The sequence below is a fragment of the Luteimonas sp. MC1825 genome, assembly GCF_014764385.1.
Taxonomy (GTDB): domain Bacteria; phylum Pseudomonadota; class Gammaproteobacteria; order Xanthomonadales; family Xanthomonadaceae; genus Luteimonas.
Genome location: NZ_CP061714.1, coordinates 889093 through 912856 on the forward strand (window position 1 = coordinate 889093; position 23764 = coordinate 912856).

The window sequence follows — 23764 nt, forward strand, 5'->3', positions numbered from 1 at the left end:
TGCGTCCGGGCCCGGGAACACCGCATGACCGCCAGCACGCCGCTTGTCATCACCTTTGCCGCCTACCTGGCCCTGATGGTCGGCATCGGCCTGTGGGCCTACCGCCGCACCGAGACGTTCGACGACTACATCCTCGGCGGGCGTTCGCTGGGCAGCGTGGTCACCGCGTTGTCGGCGGGTGCGTCCGACATGAGTGGCTGGCTGCTGATGGGCCTGCCGGGCGCGCTGTACCTGGGCGGCGTGTCGCAGTCGTGGATCGCGTGCGGCCTGCTGGTGGGTGCCTGGGCGAACTGGCGCTTCGTGGCCGGGCCGCTGCGCGTCTACACCGAACGCACCCGCAACGCGCTGACCCTGCCGGACTATTTCACCCACCGCTTCGCCGATGACAGGCGCGTGTTGCGCATGTTCGCGGCGCTGGTGATCCTGGTGTTCTTCGCGGTGTACTGCGCGTCGGGCATCGTCGCCGGCGCCAAGCTGTTCGAGAGCGTGTTCGGCCTGCCCTACGCGGAGGCGCTGTGGTGGGGCGCGGCGGTGACCATCCTGTACACGTTCATCGGCGGGTTCCTTGCCGTCAGCTGGACCGACACCGTGCAGGCCACGCTGATGATCTTCGCGCTTCTGCTGGTGCCGGCGATGGTGCTGGTCGGCGTGGGCGGGGTGGACGAGGGTCTCGCGCTGGTGGAGCAGGTGGATCCGACGCGGCTGGACTGGGTCGGCGGCGGCGGGCTGGTGGCCGTGATGTCGGCGCTGGCCTGGGGCCTGGGCTACGTGGGCCAGCCGCACATCCTGGCGCGCTTCATGGCCGCGGAATCGCTGCAGACCATCCCGACGGCGCGCCGCATCGGCATGACCTGGATGGCGCTGTGCCTGACCGGCTCGATGGCGGTCGGCCTGTTCGGCATCGCCTGGTACAGCGCGCATCCCGCCCTCGCCGGGCCGGTGACGGCGGATGCGGAACGCGTGTTCATCGCGCTGGCACAGCAGCTGTTCAATCCCTGGGTGGCCGGCGTGCTGCTGTCAGCCATCCTGGCCGCCATCATGAGCACGCTGTCGTGCCAGTTGCTGGTGTGCTCGAGCGCCCTCACCGAGGACCTGTATCGCGGGTTCGTGCGTCCCGCGGCCGGCCAGAAGGAGCTGGTGTGGTTCAGCCGCGCGATGGTGCTTGCGGTGGCGTTGCTGGCGATCTTCATCGCCCGCGACCCCGAGAGCCGCGTGCTCGGGCTGGTGGCATATGCCTGGGCGGGCTTCGGTGCCGCATTCGGGCCGGTGGTGGTGCTGTCGCTGTTCTGGCAGCGCATGACCCGCAACGGCGCGCTGGCCGGCATGGTCACCGGCGCCCTGGTGGTGGTGCTGTGGAAGCAGACCGGCAGCACGCTGTACGAGATCGTGCCGGGCTTCATCGCCGCCAGCATCGCGATCGTGTTCGTGAGCCGGCTGGGACGCCCGCCGTCGTCCGAGGTGCAGGCCACGCACCGGCAGGTGCGGCTGACGCTGCGCGAGAATGGCTACTAGCGTGATCGACGCGCGGCCGCGGGCCATCGCGCTGATGGGGCCCACGGCCTCGGGCAAGACCGCGCTGGCACTCGACTGGGCGAAGCGCTACGGCGGCGAGGTGGTCAGCGTGGACTCGGCGCTGGTCTATCGTGGTCTCGACATCGGCGCCGCCAAGCCCGATGCCGCCGAGCAGGCGCGCGTGCGCCACCACATGCTCGACCTGCGCGATCCCTGGCAGGCCTACTCGGCCGCCGATTTCGCGCGTGATGCCCGCCTGGCGGTGGCCGACATCGTGGCGCGAGGCCGCCTGCCGATCCTCGCCGGCGGCACCGGGCTGTACTTCCGCGCGCTGCTCGACGGGCTTGCGCCGATGCCGGCGGCGAATCCCGAGGTGCGCGCGGTCCTCACGGCCGACGCCGCCGCTCGCGGCTGGCCCGCGCTGCACGCCGAGCTCGCTGTGGTCGACCCGGCGGCCGCGGCGCGCATCGGCCACAACGATCCGCAGCGCATCCAGCGCGCGCTCGAGGTCTGGCGGACCAGCGGCCGTGCGATCAGCGACTGGCAGGCGCGGCCGGCGCCGGCGTCGGCGCGCCTGCCGTGCCGGGTGCTGAAAGTCGTGGTGGCGCCGGCCGCGCGCGGGACCCTGCATGCGCGTATCGCCACGCGCTTCGACGCCATGCTCGCCGCCGGTTTCCTCGACGAAGTCCTGGCCCTGCGCGCCTTGCCCGCGCTGCAGGCGCATCCGGCGCCGCTCGACCTGCCGGCGATCCGCGCCGTCGGCTATCGCCAGGCCTGGGAATTCCTCGACGGCGCCTGCAATGCCGACACCTTCCGCGCGCGCGGCATCGCCGCCACCCGGCAGCTGGGCAAGCGCCAGCTCACCTGGCTGCGTGGCGAGCTCGATGCGCGCTGGTTCGATCCCGCGACCGACGCTACCCGCATCGCGCGCGCGGTGGCCGCTTTCCTGGCGTGAGCACGACCACCGTCGCGGGCACCGCCGCCGCGCTTGTGCGCTGCGTCACGCTGCGGTCCGGCTCGCGGGCGCCTGCGTCGTATAAGATCGGGCAGGTCGCCGCCGGGGAGCGGTCAGGCGACACTGGCCACCATGTGCCAGGTACCTCATAACAACAAGAACCAGTCGGGGAACACCATGTCCAAGGGACAGTCTTTGCAGGATCCTTTCCTGAACGCGCTGCGCCGCGAACGCGTGCCGGTGTCGATCTACCTGGTCAACGGCATCAAGCTGCAGGGCACCATCGAATCGTTCGACCAGTTCGTGGTGTTGCTGCGCAACGCCGTCAGCCAGATGGTCTACAAGCACGCCATCTCCACCGTGGTCCCGGCACGCAACGTCCGCATCGGCCCGGGGGGCGGCTACGTGCAGTCCCCGGAGGACGGCGAGCCCGAGTCCGGCCCGCACGGCGAGGACGAGGCTGAAGACGACGCCAGCTAGGCGCTTGCGACGGCACCCGGCCGGCCCCATGTCAGAAGCCTGACCCGAGACCGCAGACCGAATGCCGACCCAGCTGTTTGAACGCTCGCGCAAGGGCGAGAACGCCCTGCTGATCCAACCGCACGCCGGCGGCCCGCCCGATGAGGGCGTGCTCGAGGAGTTCAGCGAACTCGCGCGCTCCGCCGGTGCCGCCGTCGCCCACGTCGCCACCGCGCGCATCGATCGCCCCAACCCGGCCATGCTGCTGGGCAAGGGCAAGCTCGAGGAGCTCAAGGCCGCGGCCGAGGCCAGCGGCGCCGACCTCGTGCTGGTGAACCACCCGCTGTCGCCCGGCCAGGAGCGCAACCTCGAGAAATACTTCGAGCGCCGCGTGGTCGACCGCACCGGGCTGATCCTCGACATCTTCGCGCAGCGCGCGCGCAGCCACGAAGGCAAGCTGCAGGTCGAACTGGCCCAGCTGCGCCACATGGCCACGCGCCTGGTGCGCGGCTGGAGCCATCTGGACAGCCAGCGCGGCGGTTCCATCGGCCTGCGCGGCCCCGGCGAAACCCAGCTCGAGACCGACCGCCGGCTGCTGCAGAAACGTGTCGACATGCTGCAGAAGCGCCTCGGCAAGGTCGAGGTGCAGAACACGCAGATGCGTCGCGCCCGCGTGCGCAGCGAACTGCCGCGCGTGGCGCTGGTGGGCTACACCAACGCCGGCAAGTCGACGCTCTTCAACGCGCTGGCCGGGTCGGATGCCTACGTCGCCGACCAGCTGTTCGCCACGCTCGACCCCACGGTGCGCAAGGTCGCGCTGGCCGGCGGCAACGTGGTGCTGGCCGATACCGTGGGCTTCGTGCGCGACCTGCCGCACGAACTGGTTGCCGCGTTCCGCTCCACCTTGAGCGAAGCGCGCGAGGCGGACCTGCTGATCCACCTGATCGACGCCGCCGACCCGCTGCGCGAGGAGCGCATCGCGCAGGTGGACGCCGTTCTGGCCGAGATCGACGCCGGCGACATCCCGCAGCTGCTGGTCTACAACAAGATCGACCGCCTCGGCGTCGAGCCGCGCCACGACCGCCCGCATGCCGGCGACCACCTGGACGAGGTGGCGGTACGCGAGCGCGTCTGGATCTCGGCGCGCGACGGCCTCGGCATCGACCTGCTGCGCGAGGCACTCGGCCAGCGCCTGGGCCTGCGCCGCCTGCACGCCGAGCTGCGCCTGCCGCCGGATGCCGGCCGCCTGCGCGCGCGCCTGCACCAGATCGACGCGGTGCGCGGTGAAACGCACGACGAGGACGGCTGGCTGCTGGACCTCGACATTCCGCTCACCGATGCGCGCCGACTGGCGGCCCTCGCCGACGGCACGCATCTCAGGGCCCTGCTGCCCGCCGAGTGACCGGCGGCTGCAGCGAGCCCTACACCTTGTAGAATGTGCGCTCGCCGCCGGTCCGCCGGCGCCGCGTACCCCATGATTGGAGCCAGCATGGCCTGGAACATTCCCGGCAAGAACAACGATGACCGCGGTTCGGGCCGCGACGACCAGCGCAAGAACCCCTGGCCGCCGCGTCGCAGCGGTGGCAACGGGCGTGGCCGCGGTGGTGGTCCGTTCGATGGCATCCTCGACCAGTTGCGGGGCATGTTCGGCGGCGGCGGTGGCAATCCGCTGCGCTGGGTCGGCATCGCCCTGGTGCTGTGGCTGGCCTTCAACTGCTTCGTGCTGGTCGGCGAGCAGGAGCGCGGCGTGGTGCTGCGCTTCGGCAAGTTCGCGCGCGTCATGCAGCCCGGCCCCAACTTCAAGGCGCCGTGGCCCATCGAGCGCGTCACGAAGCTCAACACCACCGGCGTGCGCACCTTCAGCAACAGCCTGCCGGTGCTGACCCGCGACGAGAACATCGTCACCGTGTCGTTCAACGTGCAGTACCGCATCAGCGACCCGCAGATGTACCTGTTCGGCTCGCGCGATGCCGATCGCGTGCTCGAGCAGGTGGCGCAGAGCGCTGTGCGCGAGCAGATCGGCCGCTCCAACCTCGACTCCGCGCTCAACGCGCGTGGCCCGCTGTCGGTGGCCGCGGCCGCCTCGCTGCAGGGCTCGCTGGATGCCTACCGCACCGGCCTGGTCGTCACCGAACTCAGCCTGCAGGATGCGCGTCCGCCGGAGCAGGTCAAGCCGGCGTTCGACGAGGTCAACAGCGCGCAGCAGATGAACGAGCGCCTGGTGAACGAGGCGCGTGCCTATGCCGCCAAGATCGTGCCCGAGGCACGCGGCCAGGCCGCGCGCGTGCGCACCACGGCCGAGGGCTACAAGACCGCCACCATCGCCCGCGCCACCGGTGACGCGCAGCGCTTCACGCTGCAGGTCGACGAATACCGCAATGCGCCCGAGGTCACCCGCAAGCGCCTGTGGCTGGAGACCGTGGAGCAGGTGCTGGCCGACAACCGCAAGGTCGTGGGCGGCGACGGCAGGCAGCTGATCTACGTGCCGATGGCCGGGCAGGGCACAGGCAACGCGCCGCCGCTGCTGACGCCCGAGATCGTGTCGCCGACCGTCAATGCCACCACCGGCGAACAGGCGGTCAGCCGCCTGCCGCGCCCGGCCCGTGAGGGAGCCAGCCGATGAGACTCAACCTGATCATCCCGATCGTCGTGGTCGTGTTGCTGGGCCTGCTGGGTTCGGTGTTCGTGGTCCGCGAAGGCCACGTCGGCCTGGTGCTGAACCTTGGCCGCGTGGCACGCACCGACATCGGCCCGGGCCTGCACTTCAAGATCCCGCTGGTCGAGAGCGCGCGCGTGTTCGACCGCCGCTTCCAGGCCAGCGAGTTCCCGCCCGAGCGTTCGCTGACCTCCGAGCGCAAGGACGTGAGCGTCGACTTCGTGGCCATCGGCTTCATCGTCGATGCCGGCGATTTCTACCGCGCCACCGGCGGCAACGAGGCGCTGGTGACCGACCGCCTCGCGCCGATCATCAAGGAATCGCTGCGCAACGAGATCAACACGCAGACGCTGACCGAGCTGGTCTCGGGCAACCGCAGCGAAGTGATCGATCGCCTGCTGCCCGGCATCAACCAGGGCGCCCGCACGCTGGGCATGTACATCGTCGACATCCGCTTCAAGCAGATCGACCTGCCCACCGACAGCGACGTGATCGACCAGGTCTACAACCGCATGCGCGCCGAACGGCAGCAGGTGGCCAGTGCGCTGCGCGCCGAGGGCGAGGAGCAGGCACGCATCGTGCGCGCCGAGGCCGACCGCGAGCAGACCGTGCTGCTGGCCGAGGCGGAGCGCGACGCGCAGAAGCTGCGCGGTGAAGGCGATGCCGAGGCCACGCGCCTGTATGGCGCGGCCGGCAACCGCGATCCGGCGTTCTTCGCGTTCCAGCGCAGCCTCGAGGCCTATCGGCGCTCGTTCAGCGATGGCGACGCGGTGATCGTGATGGAGCGTGACGACCCGTTCCTGCAGTACCTGCGCAGCGACCGCTGACGGCGTTTTCCAAGTTCAGGAGCAAGTAGCGATGGGCCAGTCGGTCGTGGTGTTGGGCGCCCAGTGGGGCGACGAGGGCAAGGGCAAGATCGTCGACCTGCTGACGACGGATATCGGCGCCGTGGTGCGCTTCCAGGGCGGCCACAACGCCGGCCACACGCTGGTGATCCGCGGCAAGAAGACCGTCCTGCACCTGATTCCCTCGGGCATCCTGCGCGATGACGCGCTGTGCCTGATCGGCAACGGCGTGGTGCTGAGCCCGGCGGCGCTGATCAAGGAAATCGGCGAGCTGGAAGAGGCGGGCGTGGAAGTGCGCTCACGCCTGAAGATCAGCCCGGCCACGCCGCTGATCATGCCGTCACACATCGCCCTCGATCAGGCGCGCGAGAAGGCCGCCGGTGGCAAGGCCATCGGCACCACCGGGCGCGGCATCGGCCCGGCGTACGAGGACAAGGTGGCGCGCCGCGGCATCCGGGTCGCCGACCTGCATTACCCGCAGCAGCTCGAGGAGCTGCTGCGCACCGCGCTCGATTACCACAACTTCGTGCTCACCCGGTACCTGGGCGCCGACGCGGTGGACTTCCAGCAGACCTACGACGAGGCGCTGGCCTTCGGCGACTACGTCGAGCCGATGAAGTCCGACGTCGCCGGCATCCTCCACGACCTGCGCAAGCAGGGGAAGAAAGTACTGTTCGAAGGCGCGCAGGGCTCGCTGCTCGACATCGACCACGGCACCTACCCGTATGTCACCAGCTCCAACACCACCGTCGGCGGCGCGTTGGCCGGCACCGGCGTGGGCGCGGACGCGATCGACTACGTCCTGGGCATCTGCAAGGCCTACGCCACGCGCGTGGGCGGTGGGCCGTTCCCGACCGAGCTCGATGACGAGGACGGCCAGAAGCTGCGCGATCGGGGCCAGGAATATGGCGCCACCACCGGCCGCCCGCGGCGCTGCGGCTGGATCGACATCGTCGCGCTCAAGCGCGCGGTGGCGATCAACGGCATCAGCGGCCTGTGCATCACCAAGCTCGACGTGCTCGACGGCTTCGACAAGCTGAAGATGTGCATCGGCTACCAGTACCGCGGCAAGCAGACCGAGTACGCGCCGCTCGACGCCCAGGGTTGGGCCGAGTGCGAGCCGGTGTACCTGGAATTTCCGGGCTGGACCGAGAACACCCACGGCATCACCGAGTGGAACAAGCTTCCGCCGGCGGCACGTGCGTACCTTCGCGCGCTGGAGGAGCTGGCGGGCTGCCCGCTGTCGATCGTCAGCACCGGCCCCGACCGCGAACACACGATGGTGCTGCAGGATCCGTTTGCCTGAGGCCTGGCGCCTGCCTGGCCAGGTGTCACGAGCCCCGCCCCGAGCGGGGCTCGTCGTTTTCGGCATACTCGAGGCTTCCGGGCCGCGGGGGCGGCCCATCGGGGAACAGGGGAGAGCGCATGGAAACGCAGCAGGCAGCGAGCAGAACGGACCAGGCCGCCCCAGTGAAACGCCCACCGAACATGCTGGTGCGCTTCCTTCACTGGTACTGGGGCAAACGGGACGAAGGCGAATCGGGTCATCCGGTCCGTCGCACGATCATTGCGCTCGCACTGGTCGTCGTCGGCGTGCTGGGTGCGGAGGGCTATCAGTTCGCGCGTGGCAAGCTGCTTCCGGCCGATGCGGGGCTCGAGGCCATCAAGCAGCAGCAGGCCACGTCGTTCAAGCAGCTGGAAGACAGTCTCGACGCGCTCACCGCATCCGTGGATGTCGGCAACCGCGATGCCATGTCGCAGGTCAAGGGAGCGGTGAACGAAATCAGGGAACTGAACGGCGGTCTGATCGCTCGGCTGAGCCTCGCCAGCGCTGAGAATGCACGCATGTCGCAGGTGGTCGGCGTCCCGGGTGGGCTGGACCTCATCCTGACGCGCGATGCCGGCATGCCGCTGGACGCGCAGTCGGAGGTCGGCGTGCAGTCGATCTCCGCCAATGGCGCCTATGTCTCGGTGGTCTCGAATGACGGGGAGTCGGGCCGGAAATTCCTCCGCAGCGGCGAATCCATCCCGTACACGGGCGCCGATGGACGCAGCTGCCGTGTCACGCTCCGCTCCGTAGACCCCCGGAGCGCGGTTTCGCTGTCGAACCGCTGCAGTTGAGGGCAGTCGCGGCGGCAGCGGGGAGGGCGGCGGCGCATCGCTCCAGCAGGCCGACCAGCTCGTCCTGCTGGGTCGTCCGCAGCCCGCCCAGTACCGCTTCGATCGCGGTGCGCGCCACCGCGCTGCCGCGCGTCACCAGCGCCACGCCCTCGGGCGTCGCCTCCAGCGCCTGCACCCGCTTGAGCCGCGGGTGCGGTGCGCGCGAGACCAGGCCATCGCGTTCAAGGCGCAGCAGCGTTTGATGCATCGTCTGGGGCGACACGCCGTTGAGGCGTGCCAGCTCGGCGTTGGAGGCACCGGGATGCTCGATGAGCACCATGAGCGCAACGGCCTGCGGCCGGGTCAGGTCCAGGCCTTCGTCCTGCAGGCGGGCCTCCACCGTTGCCGTCAGGCCGAGGTGGAGCTGCTTCAGCAGCACGCCGGCGCGGTAGGCGCGTGATTTCCTGAACGCCTGCAGGCTGGGGCTTGGCTGCCGCGGCATTGCATCCTCCGTCATCACCGGTGAGTTATCAGTGTGCTGATAACTTGCCAGCCTTTCCGGTACGAGCCCGTGACGATGTCGATCCGATTCCGCCTGTTGGCGATCTCCGGCCTCCTGGCCATCACCCTCTCGGGCTGTGGTGGCGAAGACGCCCCGGAGGCCACCCCGAGCCTGACCGTAAGCCTGGCCTCGCCACAGCTTCGGGACGTGACGCGCGAGGTGGTGGCGTCGGGCGCGGTGGCCGCATGGGAAGAGGTCTCGGTGGGCGTGGAGCTCTCCGGCCTGCGCGTGGCGAGCGTCGAAGTGGAGGTCGGCAGCGTGGTGGCAGCGGGCGACGTGCTGCTGCGCGTCGACGACCGCACGCTCGCCTCGCAGCTGGCGCAGTCCGACGCCCAGGTGCGCGAGGCGCAGACCAACCTCGAGACCGCGCGCCGCAAGGCCGCGCGCATCCGCGAGCTGGCCAGCGCGCAGATGGTGTCGCTGCAGGATGCCGAGGAGGCCGAGGCCGCGCGCGACAACGCGCAGGCGCGCCTCAACACCGCCATGGCCAGCCGCGACGCCTCGCGCGTGCAGCGTGACTTCACCGTGGTGCGCGCGCCGGTGGCGGGCGTGGTGTCGGCGCGCAGCGTGCAGCCGGGGCAGGTGGTGGGGGCGGGCGCGGAGCTGTTGAAGCTGATCCGCGATGGCCGCCTGGAGTGGCGCGCCGAACTCGCCGAAGGCGACCTGCTGCGCGTGAACGTCGGCACGCCGGTGCGCGTGGAGGCGGCCGGCGGCGGCATGGTGGAGGGCACGGTGCGCACCGTGTCGCCGGGGCTGGACGCGCAGACCCGCACCGGCACCGTATACGTGGACCTGCCGGATCCGGGCGGCCTGCGCGCGGGCATGTTCGCGCAGGGGCGCCTCGCGCTGGGGCGCGCGCAGGCGCTGCTGGTGCCGGGCGAGGCCGTGGTACGCCGCGACGGGCGCGCGTATGTGTTCACCGTGGACGCTGACAACCGCGTACGCGAGCGCGGCGTCGCCGTGGGCGGCGCGCATGGCGACATGGTCGAGGTGCGCGAGGGGCTGACGCAGGGCGATCGCGTGGTGGCGCGTGGCGCGGGCTTCCTCGGCGATGGCGACCTGGTGCGCGTGGTCGAGAGCGCGGACGCCGCCGATGCCGCCAACGCGCCGGCCGCACCCGACGCGAACGGGACCATCGCCAGATGAATTTCTCCGCCTGGTCGATCAACCGCCCACTGCCGGCGATCCTCGTCTTCATCCTGCTCACCGCCGCCGGCCTGCTCGCGTTCAACCGGCTGGCCGTGTCGCAGTTCCCCGACCTCACCGTGCCGGTGGTCAACGTCACCGTGACCCTGCCGGGCGCGAGCCCCAGCACGCTGGAAACCCAGGTCACGCGCAAGGTCGAAGACGCGGTGGCCAGCATCCCGGGCCTCGACAACATGGCCTCGATCGTCAACGAGGGCGTGTCGACCACGGTGCTGAGCTTCGACATCGAGAAGGACGGCACGCTCGCCAAGGACGAGGTGCGCGACGCCATCGACCGCGTGCGCATCGACCTGCCGGGCGAGGTGGAGCCGCCGATCGTGTCGATGGTCAACGTGACCGGCGGCGACATGATCACCTACGCGGTGACCGCGGACGGCTGGAGCGACGAGGAGCTCAGCTGGTACATCGATGACGCCGTCGGCAAGCGCCTGTTCGCCGTGCCCGGCGTGGGCGCGGTGCGGCGCATCGGCGGCGTGAACCGCGAGATCCGCGTCGCCCTGCGGCCGGAGGCCGTGCAGGGCTTTGGCGTGAGTCCGGCGCTGATTTCCCAGCAGCTCGCGCGCATCCAGCAGGAGCAGCCCGGTGGCCGCACCACCGTGGGCGGCAGCGAACAGGCGGTGCGCACGCTCGGCACGGTGGAGACAGCCGCCGACCTCGCCAATTTCCCCATCTCCATGCCCGACGGCCGCAGCGTGCGCCTGTCCACGCTGGCCACCGTGAGCGACGGCAATGCCACGCCCAGCCAGCGCACCACGCTCGACGGCCGAGCAGTGACCGGCTTCGCCGTGCAGCGCACCACCGGCTCCAGCGAGGTGGATGTCGGCAACGCCGTGCGCGCTGAAATCGCCGCGCTGCAGGCGGAGCAGCCGCGCCTGCGCATCGTCGAAGTCGGCTCCACCACCGAGGTGGCCGAGAACTCCTACGAATCCTCCATGCACATGCTCTACGAGGGCGCGCTGCTGGCGGTGGCGGTGGTGTTCTGGTTCCTGCGCGACTTCCGCGCCACCTTCATTTCCGCGGTGGCGCTGCCGCTGTCCATCATTCCCACCTTCGCGGTGATGTACTGGTTCGGCTTCAGCCTCAACATGATCACGCTGCTGGCGCTGGCCGTGGTGGTGGGCATCCTGGTGGATGACGCCATCGTCGAGGTCGAGAACATCGACCGCCACCTGCGCATGGGCAAGCCGCCTAAGCAGGCCGCGCTCGAGGCCGCCGACGAGATCGGCCTGGCGGTCATCGCCACCTCGTGCACGTTGGCCGCGGTGTTCATCCCGGTGGCGTTCATGCCCGGCATCCCCGGCAAGTTCTTCCGCGAATTCGGCTGGACCGCCGCCGCCGCGGTGATGTTCTCGCTGCTGGTGGCGCGCCTGATCACGCCGATGATGGCCGCCTACCTGCTCAAGCCGATGCCCGAACACAAGGGCGACTCGAAGCTGATGCAGTGGTACCTGCGCTGGGCGGACCGCGCGCTCAAGCACCGCAACCGCACGCTGCTGGCGGCGCTGGCGATCTTCATCGGCTCGCTGGCGCTGCTGCCGCTGCTCAAGGTCACCTTCATCCCGCCCGCAGACGGCATCCAGAGCAACGTGCTGGTGGAACTGCCGCCGGGTACCGCGCTCAAGACCACCGAGGAGGTGGCCGAGGCCGCGCGCCGGCGCATCGCCGACATCCCCGAGATCGAGCACGTGTTCGTGACCGCCGGCAGCAACTCCGGCGCGAACGGGCCTGCCGGCGACCTCACCAGCGCGGAGCTGCGCAAGGCCACGCTGGGCATCCGCTGGAAGGACGACCGCGACTTCACCCAGTACGAGCTGGAAGCCAGGGTGCGCGAGCGCCTGGCCGACATGCCCGGCGTGCGCCTGAGCTTCCAGGGTGGCGAGCCCGGCCGCGCGCTGCAGCTGGTGCTGGCCGGCGACGACCCGGTGAAGCTTGCGACCGCCGCGCGCGATGTCGAGCGCGGCATCCGCCAGCTGCCCGGCCTCGGCACGGTGGCGTCATCGGCCGCGCTGGTGCGCCCGGAAGTCATCGTGCGTCCGGACCCGGCGCGCGCCGCGGACCTCGGCGTCTCCACCGCCGACATCGCCGCCGCCACCCGCGTGGCCACGCGCGGTGACTACGAACAGTTCCTCGCCAAGCTCAACCTGCCCGAGCGCCAGGTGCCGATCCGCGTGCAGCTCGACGAAGCCGCGCTCTCCGATCCCGACCTGCTCGGCCAGCTGCGCGTGCCCACCGCCACCGGCGGCAGCGTGCCGCTGTCGTCCGTCGCCGAGATCACCACCGCCAGCGGGCCCTCGCAGATCGACCGCTTCGACCGTCGCCGCAACGTGACCATCACCGTGGACTTGAACGGCATGGCCATGGGCGAGGTGGAGAAGCAGATCGATGCCTTGCCGGCCATGCTCAACCTGCCAGCGGGCGTGGAGCGCCAGGCCGCCGGCGACAGCGAGATCTTCGCGGAGATGTTCGGCGGTTTTGCCATGGCCATGGTGGCCGGCATCTTCTGCGTGTACGGCGTGCTGCTGCTGCTGTTCAACCACGCCAGCCAGCCGATCACGATCCTCGTGGCCGTGCCGCTCGCCGCCGGCGGCGCGTTCGGCGCGCTGCTGATCACCGGCCTCGACATCTCGCTGTCGGTGCTGATCGGCCTGATCCTGCTGATCGGCATCGCGGTGAAGAACTCGATCCTGCTGGTGGACTACGCGGTGATGGCTGCGGAGCAGGGCATGACACGCCACGAGGCGCTGATGGATGCCTGCCACAAGCGCGCACGGCCGGTGATCATGACCACCATGGCCATGGGCGCCGGCATGCTGCCGATCGCGCTGGGCTTCACCGCCGACGCCAGCTTCCGCATGCCGATGGCGGTCGCCGTGATCGGCGGGCTGATGACGTCGACCGTGCTGAGCCTGGTCGTGGTGCCGGCGGCGTTCACGCTGGTGGATGACGTGGAGGAGTGGGTGGTGGGCAAGTTCCGCCGCCCCCGAGGCACGGATGCGGAGGCGGCCGCGTAAGGGCCGCCATCGACGGCAGGCGTGGTCAGCCGCGGGCGAACACCCGCTGCAGCACGATCCCCGCGACCATCGCCGGCACGAACCAGAGCGCTTCCACCGAGCCGACGCCAAGGCCCGCCAGCGCCGGGCCGGGGCAATAGCCGGCCAGGCCCCAGCCGATCCCGAACAGCGCCGCGCCGGCCAGCAGGCGCGCATCGACGTGGCGCAGTTCCGACAGGCGAAAGTCGTCCGCGAACAGCGGGCGCCGGCGCCGCAGCACCGGGCGGAACAGGAGCAACGTCGTGGCCACCGCGCCACCGAGCACGAAGGCGAGCGTGGGGTCGAAGTCGCCGGCCACATCGAGGAAGCCGAGGATGCGGCGCGCATCCGTCATGCCCGAGAGCGCCAGGCCCAGTCCGAACAGCGCACCCGATGCGAAGGCCGCGGCGATGAACCGCTTCATGCCCAGCCTCCCACGTGGCGCACCACCCAGGTCGTGGCCACCGCGGTGGCCATGAAGGTGAGCACCGCGACCAGTGAGCGCAGCGACAGCCGACCCAGGCCACACACACCATGCCCGCTGGTGCAGCCGTTGCCGAGGCTGGTGCCGAAACCCACCAGCAGGCCCGCCGCCACCAGCAGCAGCGGCGAAAACCCTTCGCGCGGCGTCGCCATGTCCGGCAGCAGCGTGATCGACACGCCGCCCGCCAGGACCAGTCCGGCGAGGAAGGCGACGCGCCACGCCACCTCGCCGCGCCGAGGGAACACCACGCCGGCGAGGATGCCGCTGACGCCGGCAACACGCCCGTTGAGCCACAGCAGCAGCGTGGCGGCCAGTCCGATCAGCACGCCGCCGGCCAGCGCCATGAGCCACGTCGTCGTCATGATCCACCCCCGAACCGGTTGACCGGCAGCCGCAGATAGCGCACGCCGTTGGCCTCCGGCGGCGGCAGCTCTCCACCGCGGATGTTGACCTGCAGCGCGGGCAGGATGAGCTTCGGCGCGGCGAGTCCCGCGTCGCGTTCGTTGCGCATGCGCACGTAGGCGTCCTCGCCGACGTTGCCGGCCAGGTGCACGTTGCGCTCGCGCTGGGCGGCGATCGTGGTCTCCGCACGCGCCTCGCGGCCGTCGGGCGGATAGTCGTGGCAGAGGAAGACGCGGGTGTCGTCGGGCAACTCGAACAGCCGGCGGATCGATCGATACAGCGTGGCCGCGTCGCCGCCGGGGAAGTCGGCGCGCGCGGTGCCGGTGTCGGGCGCGAACACCGTGTCGCCGACGAAGGCGGCATTGCCGACCACGTAAGTCAGGCTGTCGCCGGTGTGGCCGGGGGTGGCGACCACCCGGCCCGGCAGGTCGCCGATGGCGAAGGTGTCGCCCTCGTCGAACAGCCGGTCGAACTGGCGACCGTCCGCTGCGAACTCGTCCTCCAGGTTGAAGACCGCCTTGAAGCGCTCCTGCACCCCGGTGATGCCGCGGCCGATGGCGACCTTCGCGCCGGTTCGTTCGCGCAGCCAGGCGGCGGCCGTGAGGTGGTCGGCATGTGCATGGGTCTCGAGGATCCAGTCGACGGCCAAGCGGTGCTGCCCGACGAGGTCGAGCAGCCGCTGCGCCGAATCGAACGACGTGCGCGCGGTGGCCGGGTCGTAGTCCATCACCGGATCGACGATGGCGGCATGCCCGCCGTCACGGTCGTAGACCACGTGCGAGAACGTGGATGTGGCCAGGTCGTAGAAGCTCTCCACCAGCGGATTCATCGCGGGCTTCCAATGTTGTTTAGTAAAGTCTAAAGTATGGCCGCGCCCCATCCCTGTCAAGCGAGTCCCGCGCCAATGCCGAAGTCCACCGCCAGGCCGACCAGCCCGGATCCACTGGCCGCCGACATGGCCGTCCACGCCGGCGAGGCGGCCGGTCTGCTCAAGGCCCTGGCCCATCCCGCCCGCCTGCTGGTGCTGTGCCAGTTGGTGGAGGGCGAGCGCAGCGTGGGCGAGCTGCAGCCGGCCACCGGGCTCAGCCCGTCGGCGCTGTCGCAGCACCTCGCCGTGCTGCGGGAGATGGCACTGGTGCACACCCGGCGCGAAGGCCAGTCGATCCACTACTCGCTCGCCGATGGTCCCGCCCTGGGCGTGCTCGAGGCGCTGCATGCTGCATATTGCGGCGATGGCGTGCCGCTGGCAGGGCGCACCGGCGCCTGATCGCAGCCCGCGGCCGCGCCGGTCGGACCAGTGCGTGGCGGCGCGTGGCCGCAGGTGGGTGCATTCGGTGCGCTGCTGATCACCGGCCTCGACATGCCTCTGGAGGCGCGCCCGCGTGGCGGGCATTTTCCAGCGAGCGTGTAGCAAGCAAGGTTGCTCCCCTGGCAGGTTATCGATCATATTCGTTCCACATCCAGGGGGTGGGGAAATGGCTATGACGTCAGGCGAGGGCGGGAAGCCCGTGGCGCACCGGAAGCAGGTGACGGAAGGAGCGCGAGACGACGGCGACGGCATCGACCTCGCGACGGTGCCAGAACGTTTGCGGCCAACAGTCGGCTTCTTCCAGAAGAACAAGCGCAACTTCTTTGGCGCTGCGCTTCTGGTCGTACTGGGTTTCGTTGCGAACGCGGTGGCGACGGATCTGTACGAAAAGTACAAGCCATGGAAGGAAAGCGACGACGCGTTCATCGATCGCATCGTCAATGCACAAAAGGAGGAGTTCGATTCGCTCAACACCAGGTTGACCGAGCTTCGTGGCAACTTGCCTGCCGAAGGACGGGATGCCTTTCGTGAAATCGAGCGCTCCCTCGCTGGACTCGAACGCCAGAGCGCGGGACTGGTGCAGCAGCTGGAACTGGCCAAACAGGAAGTGGTGCAGCTGCGCGGGGTAGCTGAGGCGCGCGGGGGGCCGGGCGCCGGCTACGACTTTACCTTGGCATCCAGCACCAGCATGGATCTGGCTCCGGGTGCCGTCATTGGACTGGAAAGCACAGGAAATGGGTCGGTTCGCGTCAATCTGACGTCGGAGGGCCGACAAGTCGCCAACAGTCGTCTGTTGCGTCCGGGCGAACCGTTGACCTATGTCGGCGCTCAGCGCGAGGAGTGCTTTGTCGCGCTGCGCTCGATCAACGACGGTCGGCCGGGTGCGGCGTCCTTTCAAACGGCATGCGGCACCAGCCCCTTGCTGGCGGCGGGATAACACGGGCCCGCGTTAAAGCGTGCAACCAACCGCTGCGATTGCGAGCCACGGGGGGCATTATGTGGGTCGCTGCGCGAGCGCGCCCCACATAGGAATTTCGTGAACCAAACCGCTCTTTCGGCCTTCATCTGGTCCGTCGCCGACTTGCTTCGCGGCGATTACAAACAATCCGAGTACGGTCGCGTCATCCTGCCGTTCACCGTGCTGCGGCGCCTGGACTGCGTGTTGGCGCCCACCAAGGCCAAGGTGCTCGCCGAGTTGGCCAAGAAGACCGCGGCCGGCATCAACCCCGATCCCTTCCTCAAGCGCATCGTCGGCACCGCGGGGTTCTACAACACCTCGCCCATGGACCTGTCGGCGCTGCTCGGCGACCAGGACCACATCCGCCAGAACCTTTACGCCTATGTGCAGGGGTTTTCGCCCGAGGCGCGTGACATCTTCGAGCGCTTCGACTTCCATACCCAGGTCGAGCGCCTGGCCAAGGCCCGCCTGCTGTACCTGGTCACCGAGAAGTTCGCCAACATCGACCTGCACCCCGACCGCGTGGACAACGCGCAGATGGGGCATGTGTTCGAGGAGCTGATCCGCAAGTTCGCCGAGCTTTCCAACGAGACCGCCGGTGAGCACTTCACCCCGCGTGAAGTCATCCGGCTGATGGTCAACCTGATCTTCATCGAAGACGACGACGTGCTGACACCCGGCAATGCCGTGGTGCGCACCGTCTATGACCCCACGGCGGGCACCGGCGGCATGCTGTCGGTGGCGGCCGAGCATCTGCTGGCGCACAACCCCGCCGCGCGGCTCACGTTGTTCGGGCAGGAGCTCAACGACGAGTCCTATGCCATCTGCAAGGCCGACATGCTGATCCGCGGCCAGCCGGTGGAGAACATGGCGCCCGGCAACACGCTCAGCGAGGACGGTCACGCCGGCCGCCGCTTCGATTACATGCTGTCCAATCCGCCATTTGGCGTGGAGTGGAAGAAGGTCGAGAAGCTCGTGCGTGCCGAGCACGAGCAGAAGGGTTTCGATGGCCGCTTCGGCCCCGGCCTGCCGCGCGTGTCCGACGGCTCCATGTTGTTCCTGCTGCACCTGGTGGCCAAGATGTCGCCGGTGGTGAACGGCGAGGGCGGCAGCCGCTTTGGCATCGTGCTCAACGGCTCGCCGCTGTTCACCGGCGGCGCCGGCAGCGGCGAGAGCGAGATCCGTCGCTACTTGCTGGAGAACGATCTGGTGGAGGCCATCATCGGCCTGCCGAACGACATGTTCTACAACACCGGCATTGCCACCTACGTGTGGATCGTGTCCAACAAGAAGGTGGATGACCGCCGCGGCGGGGTGCAGCTGATCGACGCCAGCGGATTCTGGCGCAAGATGCGCAAGAGCCTGGGCTCCAAGCGCAAGGAGCTGGGCGAGGAACACATCGCCACCGTCACCCGCCTGTTCGGCGAGTTCACCGAGGCCGAACTGGTGACCGCGCTGGACGCCAAGGGCCAGCCGGTGGGCGAGCCGGTGCGGGTCACCGCCACCGGCGCCGAAACCCCGCCCGTGGCACCGGAAGGCGGACGGCTCAAGCGCGCGCCGATCAGTCGCGTGTTCGCCAACGAGGAGTTCGGCTACACCACCATCACCGTCGAGCGCCCGCTGCGCGACGAGGCCGGCAACATCGTGCTGGGCCAGAAAGGCAAGCAGAAGGGCAAGCCGCAGCCGGACAGCGCCCTGCGCGACACCGAGAACGTGCCGCTGGGGCAGGACATCCAGGCGTACTTCGAGCGCGAGGTGCTGCCGCATGCTCCCGATGCCTGGATCGATGAGGCGAAGACGAAGGTTGGCTACGAGATCCCGTTCAACCGCCACTTTTATGTGTTCGAGCCTCCGCGTCCGCTGAAGGTGATCGACGCGGAGCTGAAGCAGGTGGCCGGCAGCATCATGCGGATGCTGGGGGAGATGGCGGAATGAGTTTGCCGAGGTATCCGGAGTACAAGGACAGTGGGGTGGAGTGGCTTGGCTATGTTCCGGAACACTGGGAAATCTGTGCTCTCAAACGAATTGCGTCTCTGCGTAGTGGGGAGAGCATCACTGCCGCATCTATAGAGCCAGAAGGCGTGTATCCGGTTTACGGAGGTAACGGCCTGCGCGGCTACACCAATGGCTTCACGCACGAAGGTCACTTTGCCCTTGTCGGTAGACAAGGTGCTCTATGTGGCAACGTGAACTACGCGAATGGAAAGTTCTGGGCTTCCGAGCATGCGGTTGTCGCCACTCCCATCAAGAAAGTCACAACGACATGGCTGGGAGAGCTCCTAAGAGCGATGAATCTCAACCAGTATTCGGTGTCGGCGGCGCAGCCGGGCCTATCCGTCGAGGCAATGGAAAATCTCGGGGTTCCTTATCCGCCTATCGGGGAGCAACTGGAAATCGCTGCGTTTCTTGAACGGGAAGGTGCCCGGATCGACGCGCTGATCGCAGAACAGGAAAAGTTGCTGGCGCTGCTGGCCGAGAAACGCCAGGCCACCATCTCCCACGCCGTCACCCGCGGCCTGGACCCCAACGTCCCGATGAAGGACTCCGGCATCCCTTGGCTGGGCGAAGTTCCAGCGCATTGGGACCTTCTGCCGTGCCGAACAGTTGTGTCGGAGCAGATCGAAAAGAACGATGGCGGGGTCAATGAGGACTATTTGTCCCTAGTAGCCAACGTCGGGGTCATGCCTTACGCAGAGAAAGGAGATGTAGGCAACAAGAAGCCTGAAGACTTGAGTAAGTGCAAATTGGTGGAGATTGGCGACCTTGTCATTAACAGCATGAACTACGGAATAGGCTCTTACGGACTGTCAGGCTATAAGGGTGTGTGCAGTCCCGTGTACATCGTTCTACGCACGCTGGAAGATCGCTCGATTAAGGAGTTCGTATATCGAATCTTCCAGAACCGCGATTTCCAACTTTTCGCGCAATCCTTCGGGAACGGTATTCTCGCTCATCGGTCAGCGATTGGCTGGGACACTATCAAGAATCTGCGAGTTGCGGTTCCGGGCATAGAGGAGCAGTGCAAGATCGTGGAGTTCATAGAGAAGGTCGAGGCGGAATCGGTGATAGTGACTCGGGCAGCTGGGCACGCGATCGAGTTGTTTCGAGAGTGCCGCAGCGCGCTGATCTCCGCTGCCGTCACCGGCCAGATCGACGTGCGCGGCCTAGTCGAAGCGGACGCCGCCTGATGCGAGCCGAAGACTTAATCGTTGATCGGCGCATGCCCGATATCGAGTACCGCACTGACGCGCCAGAGGAAGTGGTCTGCCCACGCGCTACCCGGCGCGACGGCGTGCCCGTGGTCTACCTGCACAACGAGCGGGACGCCGCCCACAAAGGCTTCGTCTCGGTTGCCGGGTTCCTGCTGCGCCTGGCAAAGCGCGAGCCTAACCTGGCCTGCACCGGCTACCGCGCCAATGGACGGCAGACCACGATCTCATTCAACAAGCACGATCGGGTGACGTTGTCGCCCCGGCTGCAGGCGTGGCTGTCGACGCTGTCTGCGCCGCGCGAGGGCAAGAGCGCAGCCGTGGTCGGCTTCCTGGCCAACCTGATGCCGTTGTACACCCCCGAGGACCACGACGGCATCTGGTGCGCGCGATCATTACATGACGGCACCCTGATCCTGCCGGTGGACGAATCGGACTGGGACGAGGAGCGGGGTACGGTGCGCGTTCACTGGCAGGGCGATGCCGCGCGGGAGTCGCTGGTGGATGGCGACCAGATCGCCACCTTGGCGCTGGAGCGGTACGTCCACCTGCACGGCGCCGGCGCTTCAGAAGAAGCCATTGCCGCCGAGCTGTGGTTCATGGCCCGTCACTTCCACCACAAGACCGGTTGTCATGCGTACCTGCCGCAGTTGCCCGAGCCGCCGGATACGATGACGCGCCTGCGCCGGAAGGCCGGCGAGATCGGACAGGGCATCCTGACCAATCTGTTGACGCCGTGATAGACCCCTGGCTGCGCCATGTTCCCACCATGTTCCGGGCCCTGGCCGACCCGGAACTCCGCCCTGCGGTCCCGCGGCCCGTCAATGCGTCTTTGGAAGACGCCTGCGCATATTGGGGCGCGTTGCACTATCTGCTGCGCAATGTGCTGGGCTGGGCGGATGCAGGCGGTGGCCTGGCCTGGTGGTATGCGGCCGGTAAGCCAATCGATGATTCACCGATACTCGCGCTCGTGCGCGAGGTCTGGGGCGAAGATGACCTGATCGATTTCTACGCGGCGTGGACATGGCGCCCGGCCGGCGTTGGATACATGCAAAGCCAGGCGCAGGATCCTTTCAACGGCCCCTCACCGACCTGGCTGGCGCAGCATTCGCGCTGGCCGGATGAGGAGTGGTGGCGGGATTTTGTCCGCCGTGGCCAAGTGCACCACCACGATCCGTTCCATGGCGGCAGCGATCCCCTGCATCTGTCCGCACATGCGGACCCGTGCCTGGATGCGCCGTCGCCTGATCCGCTGGTGCAGGTCCACGCCGCGCAGCGCGGGGTGGTGCTGGTGACGGGTGGGCTGGCGCATTGGCTGGCCGACCTGGAGCGGGTGCACGCGCAGTTGCCGCCATTCGGGGACCGCTCGTGGCGCATCGAGGTGTTCGATCGCACCGTCGGCTGGCTGGGGGAGTATCGCTGCAGCCGGGTCACCGGCCGCTGGTTCACGGGCAAGCACAACATCCATGTGCAGGGGAATGGACAGCCATGACGCACACGTTGACGGCCAAGGAACAACCGCTGGCCAAGATTTTCAGCGCTGACTACATGTTTTCGATTCCGGACTATCAGCGGCCCTATTCCTGGGGCGTGGACCAAGCGCAGGAGTTGCTTGATGACCTGCTTGGCTACATGCGAACAGGCGGTACGAAGCGCGAAGAGATACCGCCGTATTTTCTCGGTAGCCTGGTGCTGATCAAGAAAGAAAACTCTACTGATTCCAAGGTGGTGGACGGCCAGCAGCGACTGACCACGTTGACTCTCCTGCTGGCCTGCATCCGGGCCATCGTCACGGACGAAAACGTGCGCAGGGGCATCACGCGCCGGATCTACGACCAGGGCGACATCGTATCGGCCACCGAGAACCACTACAGGTTGACGCTGCGCGAGCGCGACAGGGAGTTTTTCCGGGAGCGCGTGCAGCACGAAGGGGGTATTGAACAGCTGGTCGCTGGCAACGAGGCCTTGTCCGACAGCCAGCAGCGCCTGCGGGACAACGCGCGACATTTCATGGCGGTGCTGCGCGACCTGGATCCGGAGTTCCTCGTGCGCCTGGTGCAGTTCATCGTCACACGTTGCTATCTGGTTGCGGTCGCCACGCCGGATCTGGATTCGGCGTACCGGATCTTCGGAGTAATGAACAGCCGTGGGCTGGACTTGACGGCCACCGACATCCTCAAGGCGGAAATCATCGGCGCCGTGCCGGAAGCGGCACGCAAGGTTTACACCAACAAGTGGGAGACGCTGGAGTCCGACCTGGGGCGCGATGGGTTTGGCGAGCTGTTCAGCCATATCCGGATGGTCTATCGCAAGGCCAAGCCGCAGGGGACCCTGCTCAAGGAATTTCGCGAGCACGTGGGTCCCGCTGATCCTTCCGTATTCGTGGACCAGGTGCTGGGGCCGATGGCCCAGGCCTACCGCGAGATCAGCGATGCCGACCATGCCAGTACCCGCCATGCCGAGGCGATCAACGACGCGCTGCGCTGGCTCAACCGGCTGGAGTTCAAGGACTGGATGCCGCCTGCGCTGGCGTACTTCACCCGGCACAAGGGCGACCCGGACGCACTGCTGGTCTTCGTGACCGGGCTGGAGCGACTGGCGTACTCGATGCTGGTACGCAAGGCGGGTGTCAATGAGCGGATCGAGCGGTTCTCCCGCCTGACCGCCGCGGTTGAGGCTGGCGACGAGCTGGCGCAGCCCGGGTCTGCGCTGCAGCTCTCCCCGCTGGAGCAGCACGAGATGTACACGATGCTGGATGGCCCGCTGTACCGCACGCATTCGGCGCGCGCGCTGGGCGTGATCCTGCTGCGTCTCGACTCGCTGGCCTCCGATGGAAGCAAGACCATGCAGCATGACCAGGTCACGGTGGAGCATGTGCTGCCGCAGACAACGCGCCCGGACAGCACCTGGGTGAAGTGGATGCCCAGCGAGCAGGAGCGCCAGGGCTGGGTGCATCGCCTGGGCAATCTGGCGCTGCTCAACCGCAAGAAGAACAGCAGCGCCAGCAACTACGATTTCGACCGCAAGAAGGACGCCTACTTCAGCAAGGGCGGAGCGTGTGCGTTTCCGCTGACCACCCAGGTGCTGCAACAGGCGGAGTGGAACGGCCCCGTACTGCAGGCACGACAGGCGTCGCTGCTCAAGCTTGCCGAGGATCACTGGCAGCTGGCCGCGCGTGCTGCGGCTGCGAAGTCTCCGGTGACCACGACCACGTCGGACGCGGAATCGCCCGTGTTCGTGCTGGGCGGCCTCAACCACCAGCTTCAGGCGACGGGCCGGCAGGTGGATGGGCAGTTCGTGGTGTTCGCCGGTTCGCGCGCGCGCGCGGACTGGGTCGGTGTCGACGGCGGTTACGAGTTCCTGCACCAGGATCTGATCGACAACGGCACGTTGGCGCCGCCGGTGGGCGAAGCCCGCGAGTTCCTGCGCGATACCTGGTTCAGCAGCCCGAGCGCGGCCGCGGCGGTGGTCTGGGGCCGATCGGCTAATGGGCGCATGAGCTGGCGTGTGCAGGACACCGGGCAGACCTTCGCCGAGTGGGAGGAGGGTGTTCCCGCAGACGAGTCGGATGAGGACGAGGGCGAGGATGACGCCAGGGAGGACCTGTACCGCCGATTCTGGGACCAGTTCCTGGTCAAGGCCAACTCGCGTGGCACGTTGTTCCAGCGGCGTACCCGCAGTTCGAACCCCTGGCTCGGGGTCGGCATGGGGCGTAACGGGTTCCGTCTGAATGTGCGGATGACCCGGGGCGAGGCACGGGTGACCTGTCTGATCCATCAGGAGGAAGGTGGCACTGCATTGTTCGATGTGTTGCATGCGCAGCGCGCAGCGATCGAGGCCGAGTTTGGCGCACCGCTAGATTGGGCAGCGTTGTCCGAGCGGAAGCGGTCGCGAATCCGGGCAACCACCACCGGTGGCTGGCTGGTGCCCGAGGAGCAATGGCCCGGGCTGCAGGACCGTCTGGTCGAGTTGGCCTACGGCATGGACAAGGTGTTGAGGCCCAGGATAGATGCCTTGGACTGAGGCAGCCGGCCCTGACGGCTTGCAATCCATTGACGGTGCTGTAAATTCGCAATTC

Annotated in this window: 21 protein-coding genes; 17 read left to right on the forward strand and 4 right to left on the reverse strand. The window is 68.1% G+C overall.

All coding sequences use genetic code 11. The features are described 5' to 3' along the window. Positions 1 to 24: 24 nt before the first annotated feature. From putP to IDM46_RS04170, 8 genes are all read left to right on the forward strand, one after another. Entirely contained in the window at positions 25 to 1512 is a 1488-nt protein-coding gene (gene putP / locus IDM46_RS04135) for a sodium/proline symporter PutP (RefSeq protein WP_185114879.1), read from the forward strand. Then, on the forward strand, positions 1502 to 2467 hold the full coding sequence (miaA, locus tag IDM46_RS04140) for a tRNA (adenosine(37)-N6)-dimethylallyltransferase MiaA (protein ID WP_185114880.1): 966 nt from the start codon (positions 1502 to 1504) through the stop codon (positions 2465 to 2467). The genes putP and miaA overlap by 11 nt, the downstream gene beginning before the upstream one ends. A 177-nt stretch (positions 2468 to 2644) precedes the next feature. Further along, positions 2645 to 2947: an RNA chaperone Hfq gene (hfq, locus tag IDM46_RS04145; protein ID WP_182822209.1), complete on the forward strand. Its 303-nt coding sequence runs from the start codon at positions 2645 to 2647 to the stop codon at positions 2945 to 2947. Between the two features lie 73 nt (positions 2948 to 3020). Continuing rightward, entirely contained in the window at positions 3021 to 4328 is a 1308-nt protein-coding gene (gene hflX / locus IDM46_RS04150; protein ID WP_182823789.1) for a ribosome rescue GTPase HflX, read from the forward strand. A gap of 87 nt (positions 4329 to 4415) precedes the next feature. After that, positions 4416 to 5549 (forward strand): FtsH protease activity modulator HflK, encoded by a 1134-nt coding sequence (gene hflK / locus IDM46_RS04155; RefSeq protein WP_182822207.1) that lies wholly within the window; start codon positions 4416 to 4418, stop codon positions 5547 to 5549. Then, positions 5546 to 6409 carry a protease modulator HflC gene (gene hflC, locus IDM46_RS04160; protein WP_182822205.1) on the forward strand — a complete coding sequence of 288 codons (864 nt, stop codon included), beginning with the start codon at positions 5546 to 5548 and terminating at the stop codon, positions 6407 to 6409. Before hflK ends, hflC begins: the two co-directional genes overlap by 4 nt. A 31-nt stretch (positions 6410 to 6440) precedes the next feature. Next, complete coding sequence (locus IDM46_RS04165) at positions 6441 to 7733, forward strand: adenylosuccinate synthase (protein ID WP_185114881.1); 1293 nt, start codon at positions 6441 to 6443, stop codon at positions 7731 to 7733. A gap of 119 nt (positions 7734 to 7852) precedes the next feature. Then, positions 7853 to 8548 carry a hypothetical protein gene (locus IDM46_RS04170; RefSeq protein WP_185114882.1) on the forward strand — a complete coding sequence of 232 codons (696 nt, stop codon included), beginning with the start codon at positions 7853 to 7855 and terminating at the stop codon, positions 8546 to 8548. Here the strand turns inward: IDM46_RS04170 and IDM46_RS04175 are convergent. Beyond that, the gene (locus IDM46_RS04175; protein ID WP_185114883.1) at positions 8490 to 9029 is read right to left on the reverse strand and encodes a MarR family transcriptional regulator; all 540 of its coding nucleotides are present in this window, start codon (positions 9027 to 9029) and stop codon (positions 8490 to 8492) included. The two genes, IDM46_RS04170 and IDM46_RS04175, sit on opposite strands and share 59 nt — an antisense overlap. 75 nt (positions 9030 to 9104) lie before the next feature. Here IDM46_RS04175 and IDM46_RS04180 point away from each other — a divergent pair, with 75 nt between their 5' ends. Next, complete coding sequence (locus tag IDM46_RS04180; protein ID WP_223878022.1) at positions 9105 to 10235, forward strand: efflux RND transporter periplasmic adaptor subunit; 1131 nt, start codon at positions 9105 to 9107, stop codon at positions 10233 to 10235. Next, positions 10232 to 13306 carry an efflux RND transporter permease subunit gene (locus IDM46_RS04185; protein WP_185114884.1) on the forward strand — a complete coding sequence of 1025 codons (3075 nt, stop codon included), beginning with the start codon at positions 10232 to 10234 and terminating at the stop codon, positions 13304 to 13306. The genes IDM46_RS04180 and IDM46_RS04185 overlap by 4 nt, the downstream gene beginning before the upstream one ends. Positions 13307 to 13331: 25 nt before the next feature. Here IDM46_RS04185 and IDM46_RS04190 read toward each other — a convergent pair whose 3' ends face one another. The 3 genes from IDM46_RS04190 to IDM46_RS04200 are packed head-to-tail and all read right to left on the reverse strand — an operon-like array spanning position 13332 to position 15039. Continuing rightward, the gene (locus tag IDM46_RS04190; RefSeq protein WP_185114885.1) at positions 13332 to 13748 is read right to left on the reverse strand and encodes a DUF6691 family protein; all 417 of its coding nucleotides are present in this window, start codon (positions 13746 to 13748) and stop codon (positions 13332 to 13334) included. After that, the gene (locus tag IDM46_RS04195; protein WP_185114886.1) at positions 13745 to 14170 is read right to left on the reverse strand and encodes a YeeE/YedE thiosulfate transporter family protein; all 426 of its coding nucleotides are present in this window, start codon (positions 14168 to 14170) and stop codon (positions 13745 to 13747) included. The genes IDM46_RS04190 and IDM46_RS04195 overlap by 4 nt, the downstream gene beginning before the upstream one ends. After that, entirely contained in the window at positions 14167 to 15039 is an 873-nt protein-coding gene (locus IDM46_RS04200) for an MBL fold metallo-hydrolase (protein WP_185114887.1), read from the reverse strand. Before IDM46_RS04200 ends, IDM46_RS04195 begins: the two co-directional genes overlap by 4 nt. 75 nt (positions 15040 to 15114) lie before the next feature. Here IDM46_RS04200 and IDM46_RS04205 point away from each other — a divergent pair, with 75 nt between their 5' ends. The 7 genes from IDM46_RS04205 to IDM46_RS04235 all read left to right on the forward strand — a co-directional run bounded on the left by IDM46_RS04205 (position 15115) and on the right by IDM46_RS04235 (position 23709). Then, positions 15115 to 15477 (forward strand): metalloregulator ArsR/SmtB family transcription factor, encoded by a 363-nt coding sequence (locus tag IDM46_RS04205; RefSeq protein WP_185114888.1) that lies wholly within the window; start codon positions 15115 to 15117, stop codon positions 15475 to 15477. Between the two features lie 214 nt (positions 15478 to 15691). Then, positions 15692 to 16456 carry a hypothetical protein gene (locus IDM46_RS04210; protein ID WP_185114889.1) on the forward strand — a complete coding sequence of 255 codons (765 nt, stop codon included), beginning with the start codon at positions 15692 to 15694 and terminating at the stop codon, positions 16454 to 16456. Between the two features lie 99 nt (positions 16457 to 16555). Further along, complete coding sequence (locus IDM46_RS04215) at positions 16556 to 18412, forward strand: class I SAM-dependent DNA methyltransferase (protein WP_185114890.1); 1857 nt, start codon at positions 16556 to 16558, stop codon at positions 18410 to 18412. Then, the gene (locus IDM46_RS04220) at positions 18409 to 19665 is read left to right on the forward strand and encodes a restriction endonuclease subunit S (RefSeq protein WP_185114891.1); all 1257 of its coding nucleotides are present in this window, start codon (positions 18409 to 18411) and stop codon (positions 19663 to 19665) included. The genes IDM46_RS04215 and IDM46_RS04220 overlap by 4 nt, the downstream gene beginning before the upstream one ends. 32 nt (positions 19666 to 19697) lie before the next feature. Continuing rightward, complete coding sequence (locus IDM46_RS04225; protein ID WP_185114892.1) at positions 19698 to 20426, forward strand: hypothetical protein; 729 nt, start codon at positions 19698 to 19700, stop codon at positions 20424 to 20426. A 29-nt stretch (positions 20427 to 20455) separates the two neighbouring features. Then, on the forward strand, positions 20456 to 21178 hold the full coding sequence (locus tag IDM46_RS04230; RefSeq protein ID WP_185114893.1) for a hypothetical protein: 723 nt from the start codon (positions 20456 to 20458) through the stop codon (positions 21176 to 21178). After that, complete coding sequence (locus tag IDM46_RS04235) at positions 21175 to 23709, forward strand: DUF4268 domain-containing protein (protein ID WP_185114894.1); 2535 nt, start codon at positions 21175 to 21177, stop codon at positions 23707 to 23709. The genes IDM46_RS04230 and IDM46_RS04235 overlap by 4 nt, the downstream gene beginning before the upstream one ends. Positions 23710 to 23764 lie beyond the last annotated feature (55 nt).

What these genes read in the sequence shown, in the direction of transcription:
- IDM46_RS04165 (WP_185114881.1), top strand. Translation starts at nt 6,441, where the DNA reads ATGGGCCAGTCGGTCGTGGTGTTGGGCGCCCAGTGGGGCGACGAGGGC.
- IDM46_RS04230 (WP_185114893.1), top strand. Translation starts at nt 20,456, where the DNA reads ATGTTCCGGGCCCTGGCCGACCCGGAACTCCGCCCTGCGGTCCCGCGG.
- IDM46_RS04180 (WP_223878022.1), top strand. Translation starts at nt 9,105, where the DNA reads ATGTCGATCCGATTCCGCCTGTTGGCGATCTCCGGCCTCCTGGCCATC.
- IDM46_RS04190 (WP_185114885.1), bottom strand. Translation starts at nt 13,748, where the DNA reads ATGAAGCGGTTCATCGCCGCGGCCTTCGCATCGGGTGCGCTGTTCGGA.
- hfq (WP_182822209.1), top strand. Translation starts at nt 2,645, where the DNA reads ATGTCCAAGGGACAGTCTTTGCAGGATCCTTTCCTGAACGCGCTGCGC.
- IDM46_RS04220 (WP_185114891.1), top strand. Translation starts at nt 18,409, where the DNA reads ATGAGTTTGCCGAGGTATCCGGAGTACAAGGACAGTGGGGTGGAGTGG.
- IDM46_RS04225 (WP_185114892.1), top strand. Translation starts at nt 19,698, where the DNA reads ATGCCCGATATCGAGTACCGCACTGACGCGCCAGAGGAAGTGGTCTGC.
- miaA (WP_185114880.1), top strand. Translation starts at nt 1,502, where the DNA reads ATGGCTACTAGCGTGATCGACGCGCGGCCGCGGGCCATCGCGCTGATG.
- IDM46_RS04175 (WP_185114883.1), bottom strand. Translation starts at nt 9,029, where the DNA reads ATGCCGCGGCAGCCAAGCCCCAGCCTGCAGGCGTTCAGGAAATCACGC.
- IDM46_RS04205 (WP_185114888.1), top strand. Translation starts at nt 15,115, where the DNA reads ATGCCGAAGTCCACCGCCAGGCCGACCAGCCCGGATCCACTGGCCGCC.
- IDM46_RS04170 (WP_185114882.1), top strand. Translation starts at nt 7,853, where the DNA reads ATGGAAACGCAGCAGGCAGCGAGCAGAACGGACCAGGCCGCCCCAGTG.
- IDM46_RS04210 (WP_185114889.1), top strand. Translation starts at nt 15,692, where the DNA reads ATGACGTCAGGCGAGGGCGGGAAGCCCGTGGCGCACCGGAAGCAGGTG.
- IDM46_RS04200 (WP_185114887.1), bottom strand. Translation starts at nt 15,039, where the DNA reads ATGAATCCGCTGGTGGAGAGCTTCTACGACCTGGCCACATCCACGTTC.
- hflC (WP_182822205.1), top strand. Translation starts at nt 5,546, where the DNA reads ATGAGACTCAACCTGATCATCCCGATCGTCGTGGTCGTGTTGCTGGGC.
- IDM46_RS04235 (WP_185114894.1), top strand. Translation starts at nt 21,175, where the DNA reads ATGACGCACACGTTGACGGCCAAGGAACAACCGCTGGCCAAGATTTTC.
- hflK (WP_182822207.1), top strand. Translation starts at nt 4,416, where the DNA reads ATGGCCTGGAACATTCCCGGCAAGAACAACGATGACCGCGGTTCGGGC.
- putP (WP_185114879.1), top strand. Translation starts at nt 25, where the DNA reads ATGACCGCCAGCACGCCGCTTGTCATCACCTTTGCCGCCTACCTGGCC.
- IDM46_RS04185 (WP_185114884.1), top strand. Translation starts at nt 10,232, where the DNA reads ATGAATTTCTCCGCCTGGTCGATCAACCGCCCACTGCCGGCGATCCTC.
- IDM46_RS04195 (WP_185114886.1), bottom strand. Translation starts at nt 14,170, where the DNA reads ATGACGACGACGTGGCTCATGGCGCTGGCCGGCGGCGTGCTGATCGGA.